21 protein-coding genes are annotated in these 19,888 nt (G+C 72.0%); 13 read left to right on the top strand and 8 right to left on the bottom strand.

What is annotated here, in order from left to right; genetic code table 11:
• Nucleotides 1-28: 28 nt before the first annotated feature.
• Both BXA11_RS20755 and BXA11_RS20760 read left to right on the top strand, forming a co-directional pair.
• A complete protein-coding gene (locus BXA11_RS20755; protein ID WP_030506067.1) occupies nucleotides 29-325 on the top strand; it encodes an HU family DNA-binding protein in 297 nt (98 codons plus the stop codon).
• Nucleotides 326-550: 225 nt separating this feature from the next.
• Entirely contained in the window at nucleotides 551-2,611 is a 2,061-nt protein-coding gene (locus BXA11_RS20760; protein WP_204053784.1) for a SpoIIE family protein phosphatase, read from the top strand.
• Here the strand turns inward: BXA11_RS20760 and BXA11_RS20765 are convergent.
• Nucleotides 2,590-4,095: an MFS transporter gene (locus tag BXA11_RS20765; protein ID WP_076436931.1), complete on the bottom strand. Its 1,506-nt coding sequence runs from the start codon at nucleotides 4,093-4,095 to the stop codon at nucleotides 2,590-2,592. The two genes, BXA11_RS20760 and BXA11_RS20765, sit on opposite strands and share 22 nt — an antisense overlap.
• 149 nt (nucleotides 4,096-4,244) lie before the next feature.
• Between BXA11_RS20765 and BXA11_RS20770 the strand changes: the two genes are divergently transcribed.
• Together BXA11_RS20770 and BXA11_RS20775 are read left to right on the top strand one after the other, a co-directional pair.
• Complete coding sequence (locus BXA11_RS20770; protein ID WP_076436933.1) at nucleotides 4,245-4,616, top strand: YciI family protein; 372 nt, start codon at nucleotides 4,245-4,247, stop codon at nucleotides 4,614-4,616.
• Nucleotides 4,613-5,827, top strand: coding sequence for an RNA polymerase sigma factor (locus BXA11_RS20775; protein WP_076436935.1), 1,215 nt, complete (start codon nucleotides 4,613-4,615; stop codon nucleotides 5,825-5,827). The genes BXA11_RS20770 and BXA11_RS20775 overlap by 4 nt, the downstream gene beginning before the upstream one ends.
• A gap of 16 nt (nucleotides 5,828-5,843) precedes the next feature.
• On the opposite strand, the gene BXA11_RS20780 is transcribed toward BXA11_RS20775, so the two are convergent.
• Nucleotides 5,844-6,026 (bottom strand): hypothetical protein, encoded by a 183-nt coding sequence (locus BXA11_RS20780; protein WP_030506059.1) that lies wholly within the window; start codon nucleotides 6,024-6,026, stop codon nucleotides 5,844-5,846.
• 286 nt (nucleotides 6,027-6,312) lie between these two features.
• Nucleotides 6,313-6,927 (bottom strand): TetR/AcrR family transcriptional regulator, encoded by a 615-nt coding sequence (locus BXA11_RS20785; RefSeq protein ID WP_076436937.1) that lies wholly within the window; start codon nucleotides 6,925-6,927, stop codon nucleotides 6,313-6,315.
• 110 nt (nucleotides 6,928-7,037) lie between these two features.
• On the opposite strand from BXA11_RS20785, the gene BXA11_RS20790 reads away from it, so the two are divergent.
• Nucleotides 7,038-7,829 carry an SDR family NAD(P)-dependent oxidoreductase gene (locus BXA11_RS20790; RefSeq protein WP_076436939.1) on the top strand — a complete coding sequence of 264 codons (792 nt, stop codon included), beginning with the start codon at nucleotides 7,038-7,040 and terminating at the stop codon, nucleotides 7,827-7,829.
• Nucleotides 7,830-7,848: 19 nt separating this feature from the next.
• Here the strand turns inward: BXA11_RS20790 and BXA11_RS20795 are convergent, their stop codons facing one another.
• Complete coding sequence (locus tag BXA11_RS20795; RefSeq protein WP_076436941.1) at nucleotides 7,849-8,049, bottom strand: hypothetical protein; 201 nt, start codon at nucleotides 8,047-8,049, stop codon at nucleotides 7,849-7,851.
• Nucleotides 8,050-8,120: 71 nt separating this feature from the next.
• Between BXA11_RS20795 and BXA11_RS20800 the strand changes: the two genes are divergently transcribed.
• Nucleotides 8,121-9,374 (top strand): MFS transporter, encoded by a 1,254-nt coding sequence (locus tag BXA11_RS20800; RefSeq protein ID WP_076436943.1) that lies wholly within the window; start codon nucleotides 8,121-8,123, stop codon nucleotides 9,372-9,374.
• A gap of 7 nt (nucleotides 9,375-9,381) precedes the next feature.
• On the opposite strand, the gene BXA11_RS20805 is transcribed toward BXA11_RS20800, so the two are convergent.
• On the bottom strand, nucleotides 9,382-10,125 hold the full coding sequence (locus tag BXA11_RS20805) for a TetR/AcrR family transcriptional regulator (RefSeq protein ID WP_076436945.1): 744 nt from the start codon (nucleotides 10,123-10,125) through the stop codon (nucleotides 9,382-9,384).
• Nucleotides 10,126-10,323: 198 nt separating this feature from the next.
• Between BXA11_RS20805 and BXA11_RS20810 the strand changes: the two genes are divergently transcribed.
• Nucleotides 10,324-11,787 (top strand): MFS transporter, encoded by a 1,464-nt coding sequence (locus tag BXA11_RS20810; RefSeq protein ID WP_076437000.1) that lies wholly within the window; start codon nucleotides 10,324-10,326, stop codon nucleotides 11,785-11,787.
• Between the two features lie 77 nt (nucleotides 11,788-11,864).
• On the opposite strand, the gene cofC is transcribed toward BXA11_RS20810, so the two are convergent.
• Nucleotides 11,865-12,482 (bottom strand): 2-phospho-L-lactate guanylyltransferase, encoded by a 618-nt coding sequence (gene cofC / locus BXA11_RS20815; RefSeq protein ID WP_373320616.1) that lies wholly within the window; start codon nucleotides 12,480-12,482, stop codon nucleotides 11,865-11,867.
• Nucleotides 12,483-12,592: 110 nt separating this feature from the next.
• On the opposite strand from cofC, the gene BXA11_RS20820 reads away from it, so the two are divergent.
• The 3 genes from BXA11_RS20820 (at nucleotide 12,593) to BXA11_RS20830 (ending at nucleotide 15,654) form a co-directional block, all read left to right on the top strand.
• Nucleotides 12,593-13,390, top strand: coding sequence for a lysophospholipid acyltransferase family protein (locus tag BXA11_RS20820; protein WP_308441068.1), 798 nt, complete (start codon nucleotides 12,593-12,595; stop codon nucleotides 13,388-13,390).
• A gap of 53 nt (nucleotides 13,391-13,443) precedes the next feature.
• Nucleotides 13,444-14,451 carry an NAD(P)H-dependent glycerol-3-phosphate dehydrogenase gene (locus tag BXA11_RS20825; RefSeq protein WP_076436949.1) on the top strand — a complete coding sequence of 336 codons (1,008 nt, stop codon included), beginning with the start codon at nucleotides 13,444-13,446 and terminating at the stop codon, nucleotides 14,449-14,451.
• An 87-nt stretch (nucleotides 14,452-14,538) separates the two neighbouring features.
• Nucleotides 14,539-15,654, top strand: coding sequence for a D-alanine--D-alanine ligase family protein (locus tag BXA11_RS20830; protein ID WP_076436951.1), 1,116 nt, complete (start codon nucleotides 14,539-14,541; stop codon nucleotides 15,652-15,654).
• Here BXA11_RS20830 and BXA11_RS20835 read toward each other — a convergent pair whose 3' ends face one another.
• Entirely contained in the window at nucleotides 15,655-16,110 is a 456-nt protein-coding gene (locus BXA11_RS20835; protein ID WP_030506048.1) for a DUF3515 domain-containing protein, read from the bottom strand. It abuts the gene before it with no gap.
• Between the two features lie 23 nt (nucleotides 16,111-16,133).
• The gene (locus BXA11_RS20840) at nucleotides 16,134-16,367 is read right to left on the bottom strand and encodes an Lrp/AsnC family transcriptional regulator (protein ID WP_030506047.1); all 234 of its coding nucleotides are present in this window, start codon (nucleotides 16,365-16,367) and stop codon (nucleotides 16,134-16,136) included.
• Nucleotides 16,368-16,432: 65 nt separating this feature from the next.
• On the opposite strand from BXA11_RS20840, the gene BXA11_RS20845 reads away from it, so the two are divergent.
• From BXA11_RS20845 to thiD, 3 genes are all read left to right on the top strand, one after another.
• Complete coding sequence (locus BXA11_RS20845; protein WP_076436953.1) at nucleotides 16,433-17,383, top strand: thiamine-phosphate kinase; 951 nt, start codon at nucleotides 16,433-16,435, stop codon at nucleotides 17,381-17,383.
• A 398-nt stretch (nucleotides 17,384-17,781) separates the two neighbouring features.
• The gene (locus BXA11_RS20850) at nucleotides 17,782-18,981 is read left to right on the top strand and encodes a hypothetical protein (RefSeq protein ID WP_076436955.1); all 1,200 of its coding nucleotides are present in this window, start codon (nucleotides 17,782-17,784) and stop codon (nucleotides 18,979-18,981) included.
• Between the two features lie 103 nt (nucleotides 18,982-19,084).
• A complete protein-coding gene (thiD, locus tag BXA11_RS20855; protein WP_076436957.1) occupies nucleotides 19,085-19,882 on the top strand; it encodes a bifunctional hydroxymethylpyrimidine kinase/phosphomethylpyrimidine kinase in 798 nt (265 codons plus the stop codon).
• Nucleotides 19,883-19,888: the final 6 nt, after the last annotated feature.

The raw sequence follows: 19,888 nt of genomic DNA on the forward strand, positions 1-19,888 counted from the left end.
TCAAGCGCGTAAGGGGGAGGAAACCGAAATGAACAAGAAAGAACTCGTCGACGCGATCACGGATCGTGTCGGCGACAAGAAGACGGCGACCGAAGCCGTCAACGCCGTCCTCGACGCCATCCAGAGCGCTGTCGCGGGCGGGGACAAGGTCTCGATCACCGGATTCGGGGCCTTCGAGATGGTGCACAAGCCGGCCCGCACGGCCCGCAACCCTTCCACCGGGGATCCGATCAAGGTGGAGGAGAGCTGGGCGCCCAGGTTCCGGCCTGGTGCGGACTTCAAGGAGCAGGTCAACGCGGGTGGGAAGGCTGCCAAGAAGAAGTAGCCGGCCCCATCCCGCACCAGTGGACGGCGCTCGGAGCCCCCGGGCGCCGTTCGTCGTTTCCCGGCCGGTGCCGCAGCCGCACGGGGCCGCGGCTCCCCTGTCTGACCTGGGTAAACGCGTGTAATCTCAGGTAAGCGAGTCGTAGGGCGCGTATGCGGGGGACCCCTCGATCACGTGCACACGGTCAGTCCGGGGGAACAAGTAGTGCAAGTCGGTCAAGGTCCTGTGACACAAGCAGGGCGAAAACGCGCGTCCAACCAGGTGCCGCTGGACGTGTTCGACCAGGCGCCGGTCGCGGTCCTGGTGACCGGCGGGAAAGAGCATCGGCTGCTCTACGCGAACGACGCCTTCCGGTGGATGTTCGGGGACCGGACGGTACGGGCGCCGGTGCGGGAGACCTTCGGCGACCTCGTGGGGCAGGACACCTTTGCCGTGTTCGACAAGGTGCTGGCGACGGGGGAGACGGCGCGTCTCGACGACGTCCGCGTGACCGCGGACAGGGGCGACGGACCACACGAGCGTCTCTTCCGGATGAGCCTTTCCCGCGTGCCCCTGCAGCATGGTGAGTGGGGACTGCTGGCGGTGGTCCACGAGGTCACGGCGCAGATGGCCGCCACGCGGCGGATGCGCGCCATGGAGAAGGAGCTGCGCCGCTTCCGGCGCCGCTACCAGAGCATCATGTGGGCGGGCACCCACGGGGTGTGGGTGACCGGCCCGCACGGCGAGTCCAGAGAAAGCTACGGCTGGCAGCGGCTGACGGGACAGACGCCGGAGGAGAGTCTCGGCCGCGGCTGGATGCGTGCCCTGCACCCCGAGGACCGTGTGCACGCCGAGGAGTGGTGGGACAAGGCCTCCGAACAGGCGGTCTCGCCCTACGAGGTGACCTACCGCGTCCGCACCCGCGACGGCGCCTACCGGCACATCCGGTTCCGGTCCGTGCCGGTGCGCGAGAACGGCGCGGTGGTGGAGTGGGTGGGCACCTCCACCGACGTCGAGCAGGAGTGGCAGGAGGAGCGCCGCCGCCGGCTGCTGGACCGCGCCGCGGCCGCGGCGAGCGACATCACCAACCTGGAGGAGATGTGCCATGCGCTCGCCGACGTGGTCGTGCCCGAGCTCGCCGACACCTGCGACGTCCACCTGCTTCCCGAGCCGAACGGCGGCCTTCCGCACACGCGCACCATCGTCGCCGAGCGCCTCTGCTGCGCCGTACGTGAGGGATTGCCGAGGCTGCCGATGCTGCAGGAGCACTACTCCGCCGAGGTGCTGCGGCAAGCGGTAGGGCAGCGCCGCCCCGCCCACATATCCTTTCCCCGCGGACGTCCTCCGTTCCGCTACCCGGAGGCGGTCAGGACCTGGATCGCCGAGGTCGGGGCGCACAACGCGGTCGTCCTCCCGATCGTCGTCGAAGGCGAGGTCGCGGCCGTGGTCACGGCCTGCGTCTGCGGGGACCGGCCGCCGATCAGCCCGGCGGACATCGATCTGATCGGGCAGATCCTCGATCACACGCACGACGCCATCGGCAACGCCCTGCGCTTCCGGCGCACCCAGCGGGTGGCGCTGGCCCTGCAGCACAGCCTGCTGGCCGAGCCGCCCCACGTCCCCGGCCTGGAGCTCGCCGCGCGCTACCAGGCGAGCCCTACCGCCGCCGAGATCGGCGGCGACTGGTACGACGCGTTCCTGTCGTCCCGCGGCGCCGTCAAGCTGGTGATCGGCGACGTGGCCGGGCACGACCTGGCCGCCGCCGTAAGCATGAGCCAGGTGCGCAACATGCTGCGGGCGCTCGCCGTCGACCGCGACGAGTTCCCCGGCGACGTCCTGCGGCGGCTGAACACCGCCCTGGAGGTCCTGAACGGCGAGAGCACCGCCACCTGCGTCCTGACCCGCCTGGAACGGGACGACGAGGGCCTGTGGCGGCTGGTGTACTCGGTGGCCGGGCACCCGCCGCCGTTGCTGGTGACCGGCGAGGGGGAGACCCGCTTCCTCCAGGACGCGGGCAACCCCCTTCTCGGTGTCTCCCACGAGCAGCCGTGGATCAGCGCCGTCGAACCGTTGCCGCCGGACAGCACGCTGCTGCTCTACACCGACGGCCTCGTCGAGCGGCGGGGAGAGGACCTCGGCGACGGGCTCGAACGGCTGCGGCGGTGGGCGGAGCCGCTCGCCCGCGAACCCCTGCACCGGTTCTGCGACGAACTGCTCACCCGGATGCCGGTGACGGGCGAGGACGACATCGCGATGATCGCGCTGCGGGTGCCGCCTGAAGGGCGCTACGAGGGAGTCGCCTCGTAGCCGGCCTCGTAGCCGGGGACCGCGGATGCGGTGGCCCGGGTCGCCGGACGCATCGCCAGGACCAGCACGGCCAGCCCGGCGAAGACGACCGCGGCGACCACACCGGTGACATGCAGGCCGGCCGTGAACGCCTCACGCGCGGCATGCAGCAGGTGCGCGCCCTGGACGGCGGGAAGGTGCCGGCTGGCGGCGACCGCGCCGGCCAGCGAGTCGGACGTGCCGTCCATCCGGCCGCGGTAGACCACCGCGGCCACCACGCCGAGCAGCGCGAGGCCGAGCGAACCGCCGAAGTAGTTGCCGGTCTCCGACATCGACGCCGCCGAGCCGGCGCGCTCCGGCGGCACGGACCCGACGACCAGCCCGGTGCCCAGCGCGAACAGCGGGCCCGTGCCCAGCGCCAGCACGGTGATGCCGAGCACCACCGGTGGCAGGGCGGCCGCGCCGCCGGCGCCGATCAGCAGCAGGCTGCCGATCGCCGACACCGCCAGCCCGCCGGCGATGGCGGTCGTCCGCTTCACCCGGCGGGCCAGCGCCGGCGCGGCCATGGTGCCGACCGCCGTGCCCAGGCCCATCGGTGCGAACAACAACGCCGACGTGACCGGCGAGAAGCCCAGCACACCCTGCAGATACTGGGTCACCATCAGGCCGGTGCCGGCCATGGCGACACCGGCGAAGACCAGCGCGACGAGCACGGCGGTGAAGGGGCGGTTGCGGAGCAGTCGCAGGTCCAGCAGCGGCGCCTCCAGCCGCAGTTGCCGTCGTACGAACAGGAAGCCGGCGGCCGCGCCGGCGACGAGGGCCGCCGCCGGGACGGCCGGCACGCTCTCGACGGTCAGTTGCTTGATCCCGTAGACCATCAGGAGCACCGCCACGAGCGACAGCACGACGCCGGGCGGGTCGAGCCGGCCGGCCTGGTCACTGCGGAACTCCGGCAGCAGGACCGGCCCGGCGAGCAGCAGCAACGCCATCGCCGGCACGGCGACCAGGAACACCGAACCCCACCAGAAGTGCTGGAGCAGGAATCCCGCGAGCACGGGCCCGAGCGCCCCGCCGGTGAACTGGCAGGTCGCCCAGATCGCGATGGCTCTGCCCCGCTGCCGTTCGTCCCGGAACATGTTGGTGATCAGGGCGAGTGTCGACGGCGCCAGGGTCGCCCCGGCGACGCCCAGCAGGGCACGCGTGATGATCAGCATCAGTGGATTGACCGCGAAGGCGGCCACGACCGACAGCGCCAGGAACGCCGCTCCGCCGATCAGCAGCAGCCGCCGGCGTCCGATCCGATCGCCGAGCGTGCCCATCGTGATGACCAGGCCGGCCACCATGAACCCGTAGCTGTCGCTGATCCACAGCTGCTCGACGTTGGTGGCCCCCAGCCCGGCGCTCAGCTGTGGCAGCGCGAGGAGCAATGCCGTCGCGTCGATCGCGACGAGCAACGCCGGCAGCGCCAGGACGACCAGTCCCAGCCAGGCCCGGTTGACTCGCATGTCGAAACTCCCTGTTCTCTCGATGTCTCGCCGGTTGGTCGGAGCTGCCGGGAGTTTTTTGACGCGGGTACGTGTCAAGACGGCGGCGGCGGCTCCGACCAACCGGTGGAAGGGCCCGGAGGGGGTTCGCGAACCACGAGGAGAACGAGATGAAGTTCCTGATCAGCATGCACATCAACCCGGCCGTGCTGGACGCGCTGACCGACCAGGAGAAGGCGGCGATCGGCGATGGCCACGGCAGGTTCATCGAGGCGCTGAAGCAGTCCGGAGAGCTGATCACCACGCTGGCGCTGGTCGACCCGTCGCAGGCCGCGGTGGTGTCCGTGCGCAAAGGCCAGCCGGTGGTCACCGACGGCCCCTTCCTGGAGGCCAAGGAGTATCTGGGCGGTTTCTACCTGATCGACTGCGAGAGCAAGGAGCGGGCGATCGAGCTGGCGGCGCAGATCCCGGACACCGCGATCGAGGGTCTCGGCGTCGAGGTGCGGCAGGTCATGTTCGCTGACGGACAATTGGAGGCATGACAGCACCGGTCATCGAGGGCCTGCTGCGTGAGCTCACGCCGCAGGTCCTCGGCGCGCTGGTACGCCGGCACGGCCAGTTCGAGGGGTGTGAGGACGCCGTGCAGGAGGCCGTTCTCGCCGCCGCCGTGCAGTGGCCGGCCGAGGGAGTGCCGGACAACCCGCGCGGCTGGCTGTCGACCGTGGCGTCCCGGCGGCTCATCGACCAGATGCGCAGCGACCACGCGCGCCGTGAGCGGGAGTCGGTGACGGCCGCCGTCGAGGTGCTGCCGCAGGACGTGCCGGACACCGACGACACGCTCGTCCTGCTTTTCCTGTGCTGCCATCCCACGCTGACCGCGGCCTCCCAGGTCGCCCTGACGCTGCGGGCGGTGGGCGGCCTGACCACCGCCGAGATCGCCCGCGCGTTCCTGGTGCCGGAGGCCACGATGGCGGCCAGGATCAGCCGGGCCAAGCAGCGCATCAAAGCCGCCGGCAGCTCGTTCGGCCTGCCCGACGGCGCGGAGCTCCAGGAGCGGCTCCTGGTCGTCCTGCACGTGCTCTACCTGATCTTCAACGAGGGCTACACCGCCTCCTCGGGGAGCGAGCTGCACCGCGCCGACCTCGCGAAGGAGGCGATCCGGCTGACCCGGATGGTGCACGCCCAGCTGCCCGGCGACGGCGAGGTCACCGGGCTGCTCGCGCTGATGCTGCTGACCCACGCCCGCAGGGAGGCACGTACGACCCCGGCCGGCGATCTGGTGCCGCTGGACGAGCAGGACCGCACGAAGTGGGACCGCGGGCTGGTCGACGAGGGCGTCGAGCTGATCAAGGCGGCGCTGGCCGGCCCGGCGCTGGGGCCCTACCAGCTGCAGGCCGCCATCGCCGCCACGCACGCCGACGCGGCCACCGCCGCGGAGACCGACTGGCCGCAGGTGCACGCCCTTTACCTGATCCTGGAGCGGATCGCGCCCAACCCGATGGTCACCCTCAACCGGGCGATCGCGCTCGCCGAGATCGAGGGCCCGGAGGCCGGGCTGGCCCTGCTGTCCACGCTGGACGGTGACGAGCGGTTGGCCGGACATCACCGGTTGCTGTCCGTGCGCGCGCATCTGCTGGAGAAGACCGGCGACAGGGCCGGAGCGTACGAGCACTACCGGCGGGCCGCGAAGGCCACCGCCAGCATGGCCGAGCAGCGCTACCTGGAGTCCCGGGCCAGCCGGGTGAGGGCGTAGCCGCCGTCTCGGCCTCTCAGGCCCGCAGCAGGTGCCGGAGGACCAGCAGCACGATTTCCAGCGCCACCTGCAGGCCGATACCGGCGTCGGCGGAACCCACCAGTGCGAGGGCGAGAGGCATCAGGACGGGGAACAGGACACGGGCCGTCCGGCGCAGGACCTGCGGCAGCGTGAACGGAACGGAAATCGTGATCGTCATGACGGACCTCCTGTCTCGTGCCGGGCATCCGGCACGGATCAGAACCCGTCACCTGGCGTGACAGCGGGCGGCGACCGCCTCGACGACGCCGGAGCTTCGCGTCGCGCCGGGGAAGGCGACGGGATGGGATGGTTGCGGACTACTGCCGGAAGTCATCCCGACCACCTCCTCGTAGTCGTGCGGCGACGCGTCAGAGCCTCTCCAGTAGAACCCCGGCGGCGTGATCGGGTCAAACCCCGCCCAGGTCAGGAGGACGGAAACGGGAGAGCGGCCTGCGGGCGGCCGGTCAGGCGATGACCGGCGCCGTGGGGGAGCCGAAACCGCGCAGCAGGGCGTCCACGACCCGGGTCGCGAGGGCCTCGGCTTCCCCGCCCTCGGCCACGCCCTCAGCGGCGGCCTCGTGGATGAGGGCGTAGTAGACGCGGCGGGTCCAGCCGAGATCGGCGTCGGGACGCAGCACGCCCGCCTCGCGGGCCCGGCGGAGCAGCCGCTCGCAGTCGTCGCGGACCTCCTCGTGCACGCGGGCGGCCTCGGGGTGGGCGCGGTCGCCCGTACGGCTCATGGCGAACCACCAGTTCGTCTTCACCCGCAGGACGTTGGCGGTGACCTGGTAGAGCGCGACGAGGGGCGGGGTGCTGTCCACGTGTGCCGACGCGACGGCCTCGGCGAACTGGCGGGCGGCCCAGCCGGTGAGCTCCTCCACCAGGGCCTCGCGGGTGGCGAAACGGCGATGGACGGTCGTGCGGGCGACTCCGGCCGCCTGGGCGACCTGCTCCATGGTCGCCGCCGGATTGGCGGCGAACACGCGCTCGGCCGCCTCGAGGATCGTCCGCACGGTCCGCTCGGAGTCGGCCCGGAGCGGACGCTTCCCGAGCTGCGGGGAATGCTGGGCTGCTGGCACCCCTACATGCTACCGGGGGGATTCCGTTGGCTCATGACTTGCAACACTTATGTTGCGAGTAATAGGTTATTCGCATCATCAAAGTCGCGAATAGTGCGGAGGGATCCGGTATGGACATGGGACTCACGGGACGTACGGCGCTGGTGACGGGCGCCAGCCGTGGCATCGGGCTGGCGATCGTCGCCGCGCTCGCCGCGGAGGGCGTCCGCGTGGTGGCGGCCGCGCGGAACGTCACCGCGGAGCTGAAGGAGACCGGCGCGATCGCCGTGCCGGTGGACCTCTCGACGCCCGAGGGCCCGGCGCACCTGGTCGAGCGCGCGGTCGCCGAGCTGGGGGAGGACCTCGACCTGCTGGTCAACAACGTGGGGGGCGGGGACCCCGGTGCGAACGGCGTCCGGGGATTCCTCGGCTTCGCGGACGACGAGTGGCTCTCGTGGTTCGGGCTCAACTTCTTCGCCACCGTCCGCACGACCCGCGCCGCGCTGCCCGGCATCCTGCGCCGCCGCGGCGTGATCGTGAACATCTCCTCGAACGGCGCCCGGACGCCGCACGTGGGTCCGATGCCGTACACCACGGCGAAGGCGGCGCTCAACGCGTTCGGCAAGGCCCTGGCGGAGGAGTTCGGGCCACAGGGGGTGCGGGTGAACACGGTCTCACCCGGTGTGGTCCGCACCGCGATGTGGGAGGCGCCCGACGGCTACGGCGCCGAGCTGGCGGCGGCGCTGGGAGTGCCGCTCGATCAGCTGCTGGCCGGGCTGCCGGCCAGAGCGGGCATGACCACGGGACGGCTGATCGAACCGGCCGAGGTGGCGGCCCTCGTGACCTACCTCGCCTCACCGCACGCGGCGAGCGTCAACGGCGCGAACCTGATGATCGACGGAGGAGCGAACAAAGCGGCCTGACGTCGAGGAGGCCGGAAACTCAGGGCGTCGGAAACGTGGAGAGCGTCACGTAGGTGACGCGGTCGTCCGCCATGACGAGGGCGACCCGCTGGCCGGGGCGCAGGTGGCGCAGCGGCCCGGCGCCGAACGCCTCGCCGTCGAACGGGATCCGGGTGCCGTCGTCGAGGAAGACCCAGCCCGAGCGGGTCGCGGGGTCGAAGCTCTGCACGGTCGCCTGCACGCCGCCAGCCTACCGCCGCGGGCGGATAATCCTTTGACCAGTGGATCTTCCGGCTGCCAGCATGTCCCGCCATGACCGAGGCGGCACCGAGAAGCCTGTGGCGCGTGCGTCACTTCCGGCGATACGCCGGTGCGGACGCGATCAGCAAGCTCGGCAGCGAGGTCTCCCTGGTCGCCCTGCCGCTCACGGCGGCGCTCACCCTCCACGCGAGCCCGTTCGAGGTGGGGCTGCTCACCGCCGCGGAGATGGTGGCGTTCCTGCTGGTCGGCCTGCCCGCCGGAGCCTGGGTGGACCGCATGCGGCGCCGTCCGGTGCTGGTCGCCGCCGACGCGGTCCGCGCGCTGGCGCTGCTGTCGGTCCCGGCCGCGGCCGTGCTCGGCGTGCTCGGCCTGCCCCAGATGTACGCCGTGGCCGTGGTGAACGGGCTGTGCACGGTCTTCTTCGACGTCGCCCACCAGAGCTACCTCCCGTCCATCGTCGGCAGGGAGGACCTCGCCCGCGGGCACGGCACACTCGCCGCGAACCAGTCGCTCGCGCAGCTCGCGGGCCCGGGGATCGGCGGCTGGCTGGTGCAGGCGCTCACCGCCCCGATCGCCGTGGTCGCCGACGCCCTCAGCTACGCGGGGTCCGCGCTGCTGCTCCTCGGCGTACGCGCGGACGAGGAACCCGGGGGAAGGGACGCCAGGGGCAGGGGAAGGGCCGTCAGGGGCGGGGGCCGGTTGTGGCCGGAGATCGCCGAGGGGCTTCTGTTCGTCGCCGGGCAGCCCGTCCTGCGCCGGGTCGCCGCGGTCGGGGCGCTGATGATGCTGTCGTTCGGCCTGTGGTCGGCGACAGTGCCGCTTTACCTGGTCCGCGAGGTCGGCGCCAGCCCCGGCACGTACGGCATGCTGCTGTCGGCCGGCGCGGTGGGCGGGGTGGCGGGCGCCTGGCTGGCCCCGCGGGTCGCGGCCCGCCTGGGCACGGGCCGGGCCATGTACGCCGCGGCCTGGGCGGCCACGGTCTGCACCGCCCCGCTGGCGCTGACGGCGGCGGGCCCCCGCCTGCTGATCCTGCCGGTGGCACTGGCGGCCAGTGGGGTGGCGACCACCGTGTTCAGCGTGGCGCAGGGGGCCTACCGCCAGTCGATCTGCCCGCCGCACCTGCTCGGCCGGCTGAGCGCCACCATGCGGTTCCTGATGTGGGGCCCGATGCCGCTCGGCGGCCTGCTGGCGGGCACGCTGGGTCAGCTCGCCGGGGTGCGCGTCGCGTTCTGGGCCGCCTGCGGGGTCTACACGCTCGCCCACCTGCCGGTCCTGCTCGCGCCGCGGATCCGCGAGGTCGCCTAGCCCTCCTTCAGCTCGCCTCGTGCTCCTCGTCGGGGTCCGGCTCACCGATGTAGGAGGCGAGACCGCGCAGGATGATCTCCACGCCGAGCTCGAACCGGTAGTCGTTCGACTCGTCCATCATGATGTCGGCGAGCCGCACCAGGTTCGGGAACCGGTCGGGCGGCAGCGAGGCGAAGTAGCCGTTGACCTCGTCGCGCAGCTTGTGCCACGAGTCGTGGGTCTCGCGGTAGCGCTCCTGCCAGAGGCTCTCCTCCAGCGCGAACCCGTTGATGTACGTGGACAGCAGGTCGCCGGAGATGGCCAGGACCCGCCGCGGCAGCCCGGCGGCGCCGAGGACGGCCAGCAGCCGCTCGACGTAGGGGAGCAGCTCGGGTGTGAACGGAACGTGAGCCATCGTGATCTTCGCCAGGTCGCGATGGCTCAGCAGCCGCTCCCGCGCCTGACGGGCGAAGTCCATGACCTGCTCCCGCCAGCGCTCGGGGTCGGGCTCCGGAATCTCGTAGCCCTCGAACGTGCGGTTGTACATGAGCTGCAGCAGCTCGTCCTTGTCGCGTACGTGCACGTACAGCGCCGAGACGGCGACGCCGAGTTCGGCGGCAACCTGCCGCATGCTCAGCCCGTCGTAGCCCTCACGGTCGAGGATCGTGTAGGCGGCGTCGACGATCCGCTCGCGACTGAGGGGCACCCTGGCCGGCGTACGTCGCCTGGGCGGACGCTCCCACGGCGGTGTGGGCATGTCCGGCTGCGTCATGAAGGACCTCCCGCTGTTCCGCCCATGCTAGTGAACACCGCTCCGCGTCCACGAACACCGCTCTCACAACGAGATATATCTTGTGTCTCGCGTAAACGAGATATATCGTGGCGAACATCGAACTTGGCGCTGAACACTGATCGGTAGTAGAACAGCGCTCACCATACTATGAACACCGTTCATTCTCTGGGAGGGATGATGTCGGAACCCATTACGGCGACCGCGCCGGCGTCGCCGGCGACGGGGGCGCCGTACCGCTGGCGCTGGGCGGCGCTCTTCGTGATCCTGGCCGGTGAGGTCATGGACATGCTCGACGCGATGGTCACCAACATCGCGGCGCCCGACATGCGCGCCGACCTCGGCGGCTCCGAGGCCGTCATCCAATGGCTGGGCGCCGCCTACACGCTCTCGATGGCCGTGGGGCTGATCACCGGCGGGCGGCTCGGGGACATCTTCGGCCGCAGGCGCATGTTCCTGATCGGCGCCGCCGGGTTCACCGTGGGTTCCCTGCTGTGCGCCGTGGCCGCGTCGCCCGAGATGCTGGTCGGCGCCCGGGTGATCCAGGGCCTGTTCGGCTCGGTCATGCTGCCCCAGGGCCTCGGCATGATCAAGGAGATGTTCCCGCCCAAGGACGTGGCCAAGGCGTTCGGCATGTTCGGGCCGGTCATGGGCCTGTCGGCCGTCGGTGGCCCGATCCTCGCCGGCTGGCTCGTGACGGCCGACTTCTGGGGCACCGGCTGGAGAATGATCTTCTTCATCAACCTGCCGCTCGGCCTGGCCGCGCTCCTCGCCGGGCTGCGCTTCCTGCCCGAGTCGAGGTCGCCGCGGCCGCCGCGGCTCGACCTGGCCGGGGTCGCGCTCGCGTCCGTGGGCGGCTTCCTGGTGATCTACCCGCTGGTGCAGGGCCGCGAGCACGACTGGCCCGTGTGGGCGTTCGTGATGCTCGCCGCCTCGGTGCTCGTGTTCGCCGTCTTCGGCTGGTTCCAGTCCCGCCGCAGCCGCTCGGGCGGCGACCCGCTGATCGTGCCGAGCCTGTTCCGCAAGCGGGCGTTCACCGGCGGCCTGTTCACCGGCATGGTGTTCTTCTCCGGCATGGCCGGGTTCATGCTGGCCTTCAACCTCTACTGTCAGCTGGGACTCGGCTACTCACCGCTCAAGGCGGGGCTCGCGACGGCTCCCTCGTCGGTCGGCACGCTTCTCGGATTCGGCGTCGCGATGGGGCTGCAGAAGTTCGGGCGCAAGCTGCTCCAGGGCGGCACCCTGATCATGACGCTGGGCGTGCTCGGCGTCGTGCTCACGCTGAACATCGCGGGCATGCACGTCAGCCCGTGGCAGCTCGCCCCCGCGCTGGCCGTCACCGGTATCGGCATGGGCATGCTGATGGCGCCCTTCTTCGACATCGTGCTCGCCGGCGTGGAGGAGCACGAGACGGGCTCGGCGTCCGGCACGCTGACGGCGGTGCAGCAGCTGGGCAACGCGTTCGGCGTGGCCCTGCTCGGCACGGTCTTCTTCGACCTGCTCGGCGACGTGCCCACCGCCGGGAGCTTCGACCAGGCCATGAAGACCACCCTGTGGGTGGTCGCCGGAATGCTCCTGCTCACCTTCGCCGTGGCCTTCCTCCTGCCGAAGCAGGCCCGCGAGAACGCGGAGGCGGCCCACTGACGCGACGTGACGGGTGGCCACGCCGGAGCGGGGGCTCGGCGTGGCCGCCCGGCGTGAGCCGTCAGGGTCGCGGTGTCTCAGGGGCCCGGCGCCGCGCCGCCGAGGATCAGGGCCGCGACCTCGGCGGTCGCGGGGCCGACGCCCAGGGCGAGGGCGTTGCGCAGGTCCTCCACGGTGTCCACGTCCGTGCGTACGGACGCGATCCCCGGCGGGGTCAGTTCCTTGGCCCCCCGGGACAGGTGCCTGACCCGGGACTCGCCGCCGAACCCCGGCCGGAAGGACACGCCCGGCCGCACACCGTAGAAGGTCGTCCCCACCTCGGCGGCGTCGGGGACGAACGCCTGGTCGAACTCCAGCGCCGCCGCGAGCACCGTCTCCAGCTCCACGGGCCGCAGGGCGGGCAGGTCGGCCTGCAGGGCGCCGACGGCGTCGCCGGGCGCGAGCCGTACGGCCTCCTCCGCCCCGGTCCGCAGGGCGGTGTTGAGCCCCCGGTCGGGATCGGCCACCACGTGGGCCCCGAGCGCGGCCAGCCGCCGGGCGGGCAGCGGGTCGGCCGTCACGACCACCACGCGCGCGACCAGCGGGCACCGCAGCGCCGCCGCCACGGTGTCGGCGGCCACCGCGACCGCCAGATCGGCCCGGTGCCGCCCCGCCGCCGCCGCGAGCCGCGTCTTGGCCCGGATCAGGGTCTTCACCGGGACCACTATTGACCATCGCGCGAGGTGCATGCCTGTAGCATCCCGCCTCGACATCGCCCATGGCCAACCGGGAGACTTGTCCCGGATCCCGGTGATTTGGAGACCCTGTGAGCCATCCCAGCGAGCCCTCGTCCGACCCGACCACCCCCGCGTCCGCCCCTGCGGCGCCCGCGCCCGCCACGGTGAGCCGTCGCGCGGGCCGTCCGCCGCGCTTCTGGGAGACGCTCGCGGTCGTCGTCGTCAAGCCGATCTCACGGCTGTTCGTGAAGCGGAGGTGGCGGGGCGGGGAGCACATCCCCCGCACCGGCGGGCTGATCATCGCGGCCAACCACCTGTCGTGGTCCGATCCCGTGCTGCTCTCGCACTACCTGTACAACAACGGGCGGTGGCCGACGATCCTGGCCAAGGCGGGTCTGTTCCGGATCCGGGGGCTCGGTCACGCCATCGCCCAACTGCAGGCCATCCCGGTCGAACGGAACAGCACCGAGGCCACCAAGTCGCTCAAGATCGCCGAGGAACGGCTGCGGAACGGCGCCTGCATCCTGTTCTATCCCGAGGGCACGATCACCCGCGATCCCGAGCTGTGGCCCATGGCCGGCAAGACCGGCGTCGCCCGGCTGGCCCTCGTGACCGGTGTGCCGGTCATCCCGATCGCCCACTGGGGCGCCCAGGAGCTGCTGCCGTACGGGGCGTCGAAGCCGCGCCTGCTGCCGCGCAAGTCCTTCCACGTGCTCGCCGGGCCTCCGGTCGACCTGTCCAAGTACGCCGGTCAGCCCATGCGCGGCTCGGTTCTGCGCGACGCGACCGCCGACATCACGGCCGCCATCACCGGACTGCTGGCCGAGATCCGGGACGAGAAGGCGCCAGAGATCCCCTTTGACCCCAAGAACGCGGCTAACGACTGAGCGGAGCGTACGGTGAGGGGGGAGCGCGCGGAGCAAGAGGAGTGGTGCGGCCAGTGAGCAGGGCGGCTGTTTTCGGAACGGGCTCGTGGGGCACCACGTTCGCGATGATCCTCGCCGAGGCCGGCACCTCCACGACCCTGTGGGGCAGGCGGGCGGAGATCGTCGACGCGATCAACGAGACCCGGGAGAACCCCGAGTATCTGCCGGGGACGCGGCTGCCCGACACGATCCACGCCACGACGGACCCCGCCGAGGCCATGGAGGGCGCCGATTTCGTGGTCCTCGCGGTGCCGTCCCAGACGCTGCGCGCCAACCTCCAGGTGTGGAAGCCGCACATTCCGCCGGAGGCCGTGCTGGTCAGCCTGATGAAGGGCGTCGAGCTCGGCACCTGCAAGCGGATGAGCGAGGTCGTCTGCGAGGTGGCCGAGGTGCCGGAGCGCCGGGTGGCCGTGGTCTCCGGGCCCAACCTGGTCCCCGAACTGGCCCAGCGGCAGCCCGCCGCGGCCGTCGTCGCCTGCTCCGACGAGGAGGTGGCCGCCCGGCTCCAGGAGGCGTGCCACCTGCCGTGGTTCCGGACCTACACGAATCCGGACGTGGTGGGCGTCGAACTCGGCGGCGCGGTCAAGAACGTCATCGCACTGGCCGTCGGCGTCGCGGCCGGCATGGGCCTGGGCGACAACGTGCGGGCGACGCTCATGACGCGGGGCCTGGCCGAGATCGCCCGCTTGGGCGCGGCGCTCGGGGCGGACCAGCACACCTTCGCCGGCCTCGCCGGGATGGGGGATCTCGTCGCCACCTGCACCTCGCCGCTGTCGCGCAACCGCACCTTCGGCGAGAACCTGGGCCGCGGCATGACGATGGCCGAGGTCGTCGCCGCCACGAAGCAGACGGCCGAGGGGGTCAAGTCGTGCGAGTCGGTGCTCGAACTGGCCAGGAAGCACGACGTGGAGATGCCCATCACCGAGGTGGTCGTCGGCGTCGTCCACGACGGCATGACCCCCGGTGAGGCCGCTGTGCTGCTGATGTCACGCACGCCCAAGCCGGAGCGCTACGGCGTCTGATCGGGGTCTGATCGGGGATAACGGACTCCCATGACGCGCGTGGCTGACAAGCCGTTTTGCATCTCGAACACGGTAGATTCGGGCATCATGAATGAGGATCGCGAGTCCCCGTCACGCGTGCGCGTGGCAGTCGTCTTCGGCGGCCGCAACTCCGAGCACGCCGTCTCCCTGATGGGCGCGGGCAGTGTGCTGGAGGCCATCGACCGGACGAAGTACGAGGTCATCCCCATCGGCATCGCCCAGGACGGCCGTTGGGTGCTGGCGTCGGGCAGCCAGTCCTATGCGATCGAGTCCGGCCGCCTGCCCGTCGTGGACGACTCCGGCACGGCGCTCGCGCTCCCCGGGGACTCCGGCGCCCTCGTGGCCCTCGAATCGGGTGAGATCCCGCGTGCGCTCGGCCGCGTGGACGTCGTGTTCCCCATGCTGCACGGGCCGTTCGGCGAGGACGGGACGATCCAGGGCCTGCTGGAGATGGCCGGGGTCCGCTACGTGGGCTCGGGCGTGCTGGCCAGCGCGGTCGGCATGGACAAGGCGTACATGAAGCTTGTGCTGCGCGCCGCCGGGCTGCCGGTCGGCCCGTTCGTGGTCGTACGCGACCGCGACTGGCGGCTCGACCGCGGCCGGGTGCTCAAGGAGATCGAGGAACTGGGCTGGCCGGTGTTCGTGAAGCCGTCCAGGGCCGGGTCGTCGCAGGGCATCACCAAGGCGCACGACCCCGAGTCGCTGGAAGAGGCGATCGAACTCGCCCGCGAGCACGACCCGAAGGTGCTGGTCGAAGCCGCCATCGCGGGCCGGGAGGTCGAGTGCGCGGTGCTGGAGTCGCTCGGCGACGCCGCCCCCGAGGCGAGCGTCCCCGGCGAGGTGCTCGTCCGGGGCGAGCGCGAGTTCTTCGACTTCGAGGCCAAGTACTACCCCGACCAGATGGAGCTCCGCGCGCCTGCCGACATCCCCGCCGAGGTGGCGGAGACGCTGCGGTCCATGGCTGTGCGCGCGTTCGAGGCGCTCGGCTGCGAGGGCCTGTCGCGGGTCGACTTCTTCTACACGCCGTCGGGCGAGCTGATCGTCAACGAGATCAACACGATGCCGGGCTTCACGTCGCTGTCGGTCGCGCCGCAGCTGTGGGGCGCCACCGGCCTGCCGTACGCCGACCTGGTCGAGCGGCTGATCCAGCTCGCGCTGCGCCGGCCGGCGGGCCTGCGGTAGTCACTCCGGGATGCTCGCCTTGATCGGCTCGGCCAGGTCGACCAGCACGGCCCCGGCCTGGTGCTCCTGCCCGATCGTCACCTCGACGTACGCCACCCGGTTGGTGCACGTGAACAGCGTCGGGCGGCGCGGGTCCTGGAACCAGCCGACGCCGTTGATGTCGGCGACCTCGGCCGTCGGCTCCATCGCGGCCGGCCGGGGCACGCCGCAGCGCAGCGCGATCTGGCCGTCGCCCCAGACGGCGACGTACGGCGAGGGAGGCTCGGAGGCGGCCCGGTCGAGCCCGTCGAGCGTCTTCGGCAGCGCGGCGTCGAGTGCGCGGCAGGCCGCCGCCGCCTCGCCGGTCGGCGTGGGCGGCTCCACGTGGACGGTGGACGAGCAGCCGGCGAGCAGGGCGAGGGCCACCAGGACCGCGCCTGCCGACGCGGCGCGTGCGGGCCCCCTCGCCTGTCGCATCGTCTCCCCGGCTCGTGTTCCGCTCAGATGTGGACGATCGGACACGTCAGTGTACGGGTGATGCCGTGCACGGCCTGGATCTGGGCCACCACGAGCTTGCCGAGCTCGTCGACGTTGTTGGCCTGGGCGCGGACGATCACGTCGTAGGGCCCGGTGACATCCTCGGCCTGTGTCACCCCGGGAATGGAGGAGATCTCCTCCGCCACGTTGGCGGCCCTGCCGACCTCGGTCTGGATAAGGATGTAGGCCTGCACCATGACGCCCTCCGGGTAGAGATCAGTGCCGGAGCGTAACCGTACCTCGAATGCACTAGGGGTGTGCTATCACAGTCGGAGATCTCGGCGAATTCGGAGTAATCCAGCGGATATCGGGACGACTTCCGCGGACTGCGGCCGTGCTGCTGGGCCCCGGCGACGACGCCGCGGTCCTGAAGGCCCCCGACGGGCGGGTCGTCGTGAGCACGGACCTTCTGATCGAGGGTAGGCACTTCCGTCGCGACTGGTCGAGCGGCTACGACATCGGCCGTAAGGCGGCGGCACAGAACCTTTCCGACATCGTTGCCATGGGGGCCGATCCCACCGCCCTCGTGGTCGGCCTGGGGCTGCCCGCGGACGTCGGCGCCGACTGGGTGGACGCCCTGACCGACGGCTTCCGCGACGAGTGCGACCTGGTGGGGGCGACCGTGGCGGGGGGCGACATCGCCCGCTCGGAGACCGTCGTGCTCGGCGTGACCGCGCTGGGCGACCTCGGCGGACGGACCCCGGTGACCCGGTCGGGCGCGCGTCCGGGCGACGTGGTCGCGGTGGCGGGCCGCCTTGGTCACGCCGCCGCCGGCCTGGCCCTGTTCGGGGCGGGGGTGACCGGCGGTTCCCCGGATCTCGTGTCACTGCTGGAGGCGCACCGCCGTCCCCGGCCGCCGTACCCCTGCGGACCGGGGGCTGCGCTGCTCGGCGCGACGGCGATGCTCGACGTCAGCGACGGCCTGCTGCAGGACCTCGGCCATGTCGCCGACGCGAGTGGCGTGGCCGTCGAGCTGGACGCCGCCGCCCTGCCCGTGCCGGAGGCGCTGTCCGCGGCGGCGCGCGAGCTCGGCGCGGACCCCCTGGAGTGGGTGCTCACCGGCGGTGACGACCACGCTCTGGCCGCGACGTTCCCTCCCGAGGTGCGGCTGCCGGCCGAATGGACGCGTGTGGGAGCGGTCACGCGGGGGCGCGGGGTGCGGGTGGACGGGCAGACCTGGACCACAGGGGGATGGGATCACTTCCGCGCATGATGTGAAATTTGTGACATAGGCGTATTAGATCTGTTATTAAGTATGGCGGTCAGGCAACAGGAAGGACCGTCATGGGCCGCCACACGGCAGGACGCAAGGCACGAGAGGGTCAGCCCTCCCCGGCTCAGGCCGATCCCCTGGAGAGGGGTGCCGGCCCGGACCACCTGGCCTTCCGCCGTCCGGCGACGCCGGATGGCGCCGCGCAGACCCTTTCCGAGCCCGGTCACCCCGGGCCCGGCTATCCCGGGACGAGGTCGAGCGGCGGGGCCGTGCCCTGGCCGGTGCCGCCCTCGGCGGCCGTCGGTGGCGGCGTGACCAGCGGCGCTGTGACGAGCGGGGGCTCTCAGCTGAATGGTGGCGCTGTGCCCATTGGTGGTGCTGTGCCGGGTGGTGGCGCTGTGCCGTGGCCCGTGCCGCCCTCGGAGGCGACGACCCGGCTGTTCGCCGCACTGTCGCCCGAGAGGCTGGAATCCGAGAGGCTGGAGTCCGAGAGTCCGGCATCGCCGGAGCGGCCGCGTTCGCCCGAGCTTCTGCCGGCCTCCCGGGGCGCCGGGGAGCGCGGCCTGGCCGGGCAGGACGGGGACGACCGTGCGAAGCAGCCGAGACGCATGCGGCGGCTGGCGCTCGTGTCCGGGCTGTCGGTGCTGCTGGCCGTGGGCGTCACGACCGGCGGCGCACGGCTGATCGCCGGGCGGACCTCCCTGACCATGGAGCAGCCGACGACGGCCTGCCCGATCTCGGAGGACTGCGCCGCCGCGGGCGGGCCGTACGGAGCGTCCGGGTCCGGCCAGGCACTCGGCGAGACGCCCGCGCAGGGCGATCCGACCGGCGACCCGGTCGTGAACGGCCAGGACCAGCCGGGCCGGGAGGACTCCGGCACGTCCGGTTCCGAGGCCGAAGACACCGGGAAGGACGGGTCGGCGGCTCCTCGGGCCACACCGGCTTCGACGGCGGACTCGAAGGGCCGGGATCGCGACCACACGTCCGCCCGTACGCGGACCCCGTCCACCGCCGCCCCGCGTGCCTCGGCCCACGGTTCTCCGCAGGTGGACGACGCTCCCGCCGCCGTCACGGCCGCCCCGGACGACGCGACGGGCACCGCGTCCGATGACGGCGCGACGTCCGGCGAGTCCGCGCTGGACGACCCCAGAAACAACGAGAACGCAGGGAACAACGAGAACGCCGGGAACGCGGAGGATGCCGCGGACGAGGCCGACGTCGGCGCGAACCGCACGACCGGCGGACGTACGGCGCGGACGAGGTCCGCTCTCGCCGCAGGCGGCCCGGCGGTGGGGGTGCGGTTCACGGTGACAGACCGTGACGAGGGCGGATACACGGCCAGGATCACCGTACGCAACGAGGGACCGGCCCTGCCCGCGTGGACCGTGCGGCTGGCCGTCGGCGGGCAGGTGACCGCGGTCGAGGGGGCCGGCTGGCGGCAGCAGGGGGACACTCTGACCCTGACCTCGCAGACCGCGCTGGACGAGGACGGCACGCTGACGCTGACCGTCCACGCCGAGGGCGCGTCGGCCGCACCCGCCGACTGCCTGCTCTCCGAGGGACGATGCGAGGTCACGGGCCCCTCCCGGCGCGACTGACCCGCTGCCGTCCGGCCCGCGGCTACGGCGTCGGCCGGTCGCCGCCCCGGCCGGGGACGGGGCGTTTTCGGGGGAGCGGTGGGGGTTTTGGTTGGATGGTCGCATGACCACCCCACCACGTGTCCTGACCATCGCGGGCTCCGACTCCGGCGGCGGCGCCGGCATCCAGGCCGACCTGAAGACCATGCTGGCCCTCGGTGTGCACGGCATGAGCGTCATCGCGGCCGTGACGGCGCAGAACTCGCTGGGCGTGCAGGGTTACTGGGAACTGCCCCCGGAGGCGGTGCGGGCGCAGCTCGACTCGGTCCTCGGCGACATCGGGGCCCAGGCGATCAAGACGGGCATGCTGGCGTCGTCCGTGCTGGTGGAGACCGTCGCGGAGGTGCTCGCGGGCGTGACCGTGCCCGTCGTGGTCGATCCGGTCGGCGTGTCCAAGCACGGCGACAGCCTGCTCGCGCCGCAGGCCGTGGAGACCGTCAAGAGCGTGCTGCTGCCGGCCGCGACCGTGGTCACCCCCAACCTGTGGGAGGTCGAGCAGCTCACGGGCGTCAAGGTCGAGGACGAGAGCGACCTGCCCCGCGCCGCCGAGGCCGTGCTGGCCCTCGGTCCGAGATGGGCGCTGATCAAGGGCGGCCACCTCCCCGGGGAGCCGGTGGACCTGCTCACCGACGGGTCGAGCGAGCACCGCTTCACCGCCGAGCGGCACGACAACCGGCACACCCACGGCACCGGCTGCACGCTCGCCTCCGCGATCGCGTCCTACCTCGCTCTCGGCGAGGACGTGCCCGGCGCCGTACGGCGGGCCAAGGAGTACGTCACGGGCGCCATCGCGCACGGTTTCCCCCTGGGCGCGGGCATCGGGCCCGTGGACCACGGCTGGCGCATGCGGACGGACGCCTGAGCGGCC

This window comes from Microbispora rosea (assembly GCF_900156315.1).
Taxonomy (GTDB): domain Bacteria; phylum Actinomycetota; class Actinomycetes; order Streptosporangiales; family Streptosporangiaceae; genus Microbispora; species Microbispora rosea.

Coding starts and splice junctions, on each gene's coding strand:
- BXA11_RS20755 (WP_030506067.1), top strand. CDS start 29: ATGAACAAGAAAGAACTCGTCGACGCGATCACGGATCGTGTCGGCGAC.
- BXA11_RS20765 (WP_076436931.1), bottom strand. CDS start 4,095: ATGCGAGTCAACCGGGCCTGGCTGGGACTGGTCGTCCTGGCGCTGCCG.
- BXA11_RS20770 (WP_076436933.1), top strand. CDS start 4,245: ATGAAGTTCCTGATCAGCATGCACATCAACCCGGCCGTGCTGGACGCG.
- BXA11_RS20775 (WP_076436935.1), top strand. CDS start 4,613: ATGACAGCACCGGTCATCGAGGGCCTGCTGCGTGAGCTCACGCCGCAG.
- BXA11_RS20780 (WP_030506059.1), bottom strand. CDS start 6,026: ATGACGATCACGATTTCCGTTCCGTTCACGCTGCCGCAGGTCCTGCGC.
- BXA11_RS20790 (WP_076436939.1), top strand. CDS start 7,038: ATGGACATGGGACTCACGGGACGTACGGCGCTGGTGACGGGCGCCAGC.
- BXA11_RS20800 (WP_076436943.1), top strand. CDS start 8,121: ATGACCGAGGCGGCACCGAGAAGCCTGTGGCGCGTGCGTCACTTCCGG.
- BXA11_RS20805 (WP_076436945.1), bottom strand. CDS start 10,125: ATGACGCAGCCGGACATGCCCACACCGCCGTGGGAGCGTCCGCCCAGG.
- BXA11_RS20810 (WP_076437000.1), top strand. CDS start 10,324: ATGTCGGAACCCATTACGGCGACCGCGCCGGCGTCGCCGGCGACGGGG.
- BXA11_RS20830 (WP_076436951.1), top strand. CDS start 14,539: ATGAATGAGGATCGCGAGTCCCCGTCACGCGTGCGCGTGGCAGTCGTC.
- BXA11_RS20835 (WP_030506048.1), bottom strand. CDS start 16,110: ATGCGACAGGCGAGGGGGCCCGCACGCGCCGCGTCGGCAGGCGCGGTC.
- BXA11_RS20840 (WP_030506047.1), bottom strand. CDS start 16,367: ATGGTGCAGGCCTACATCCTTATCCAGACCGAGGTCGGCAGGGCCGCC.
- thiD (WP_076436957.1), top strand. CDS start 19,085: ATGACCACCCCACCACGTGTCCTGACCATCGCGGGCTCCGACTCCGGC.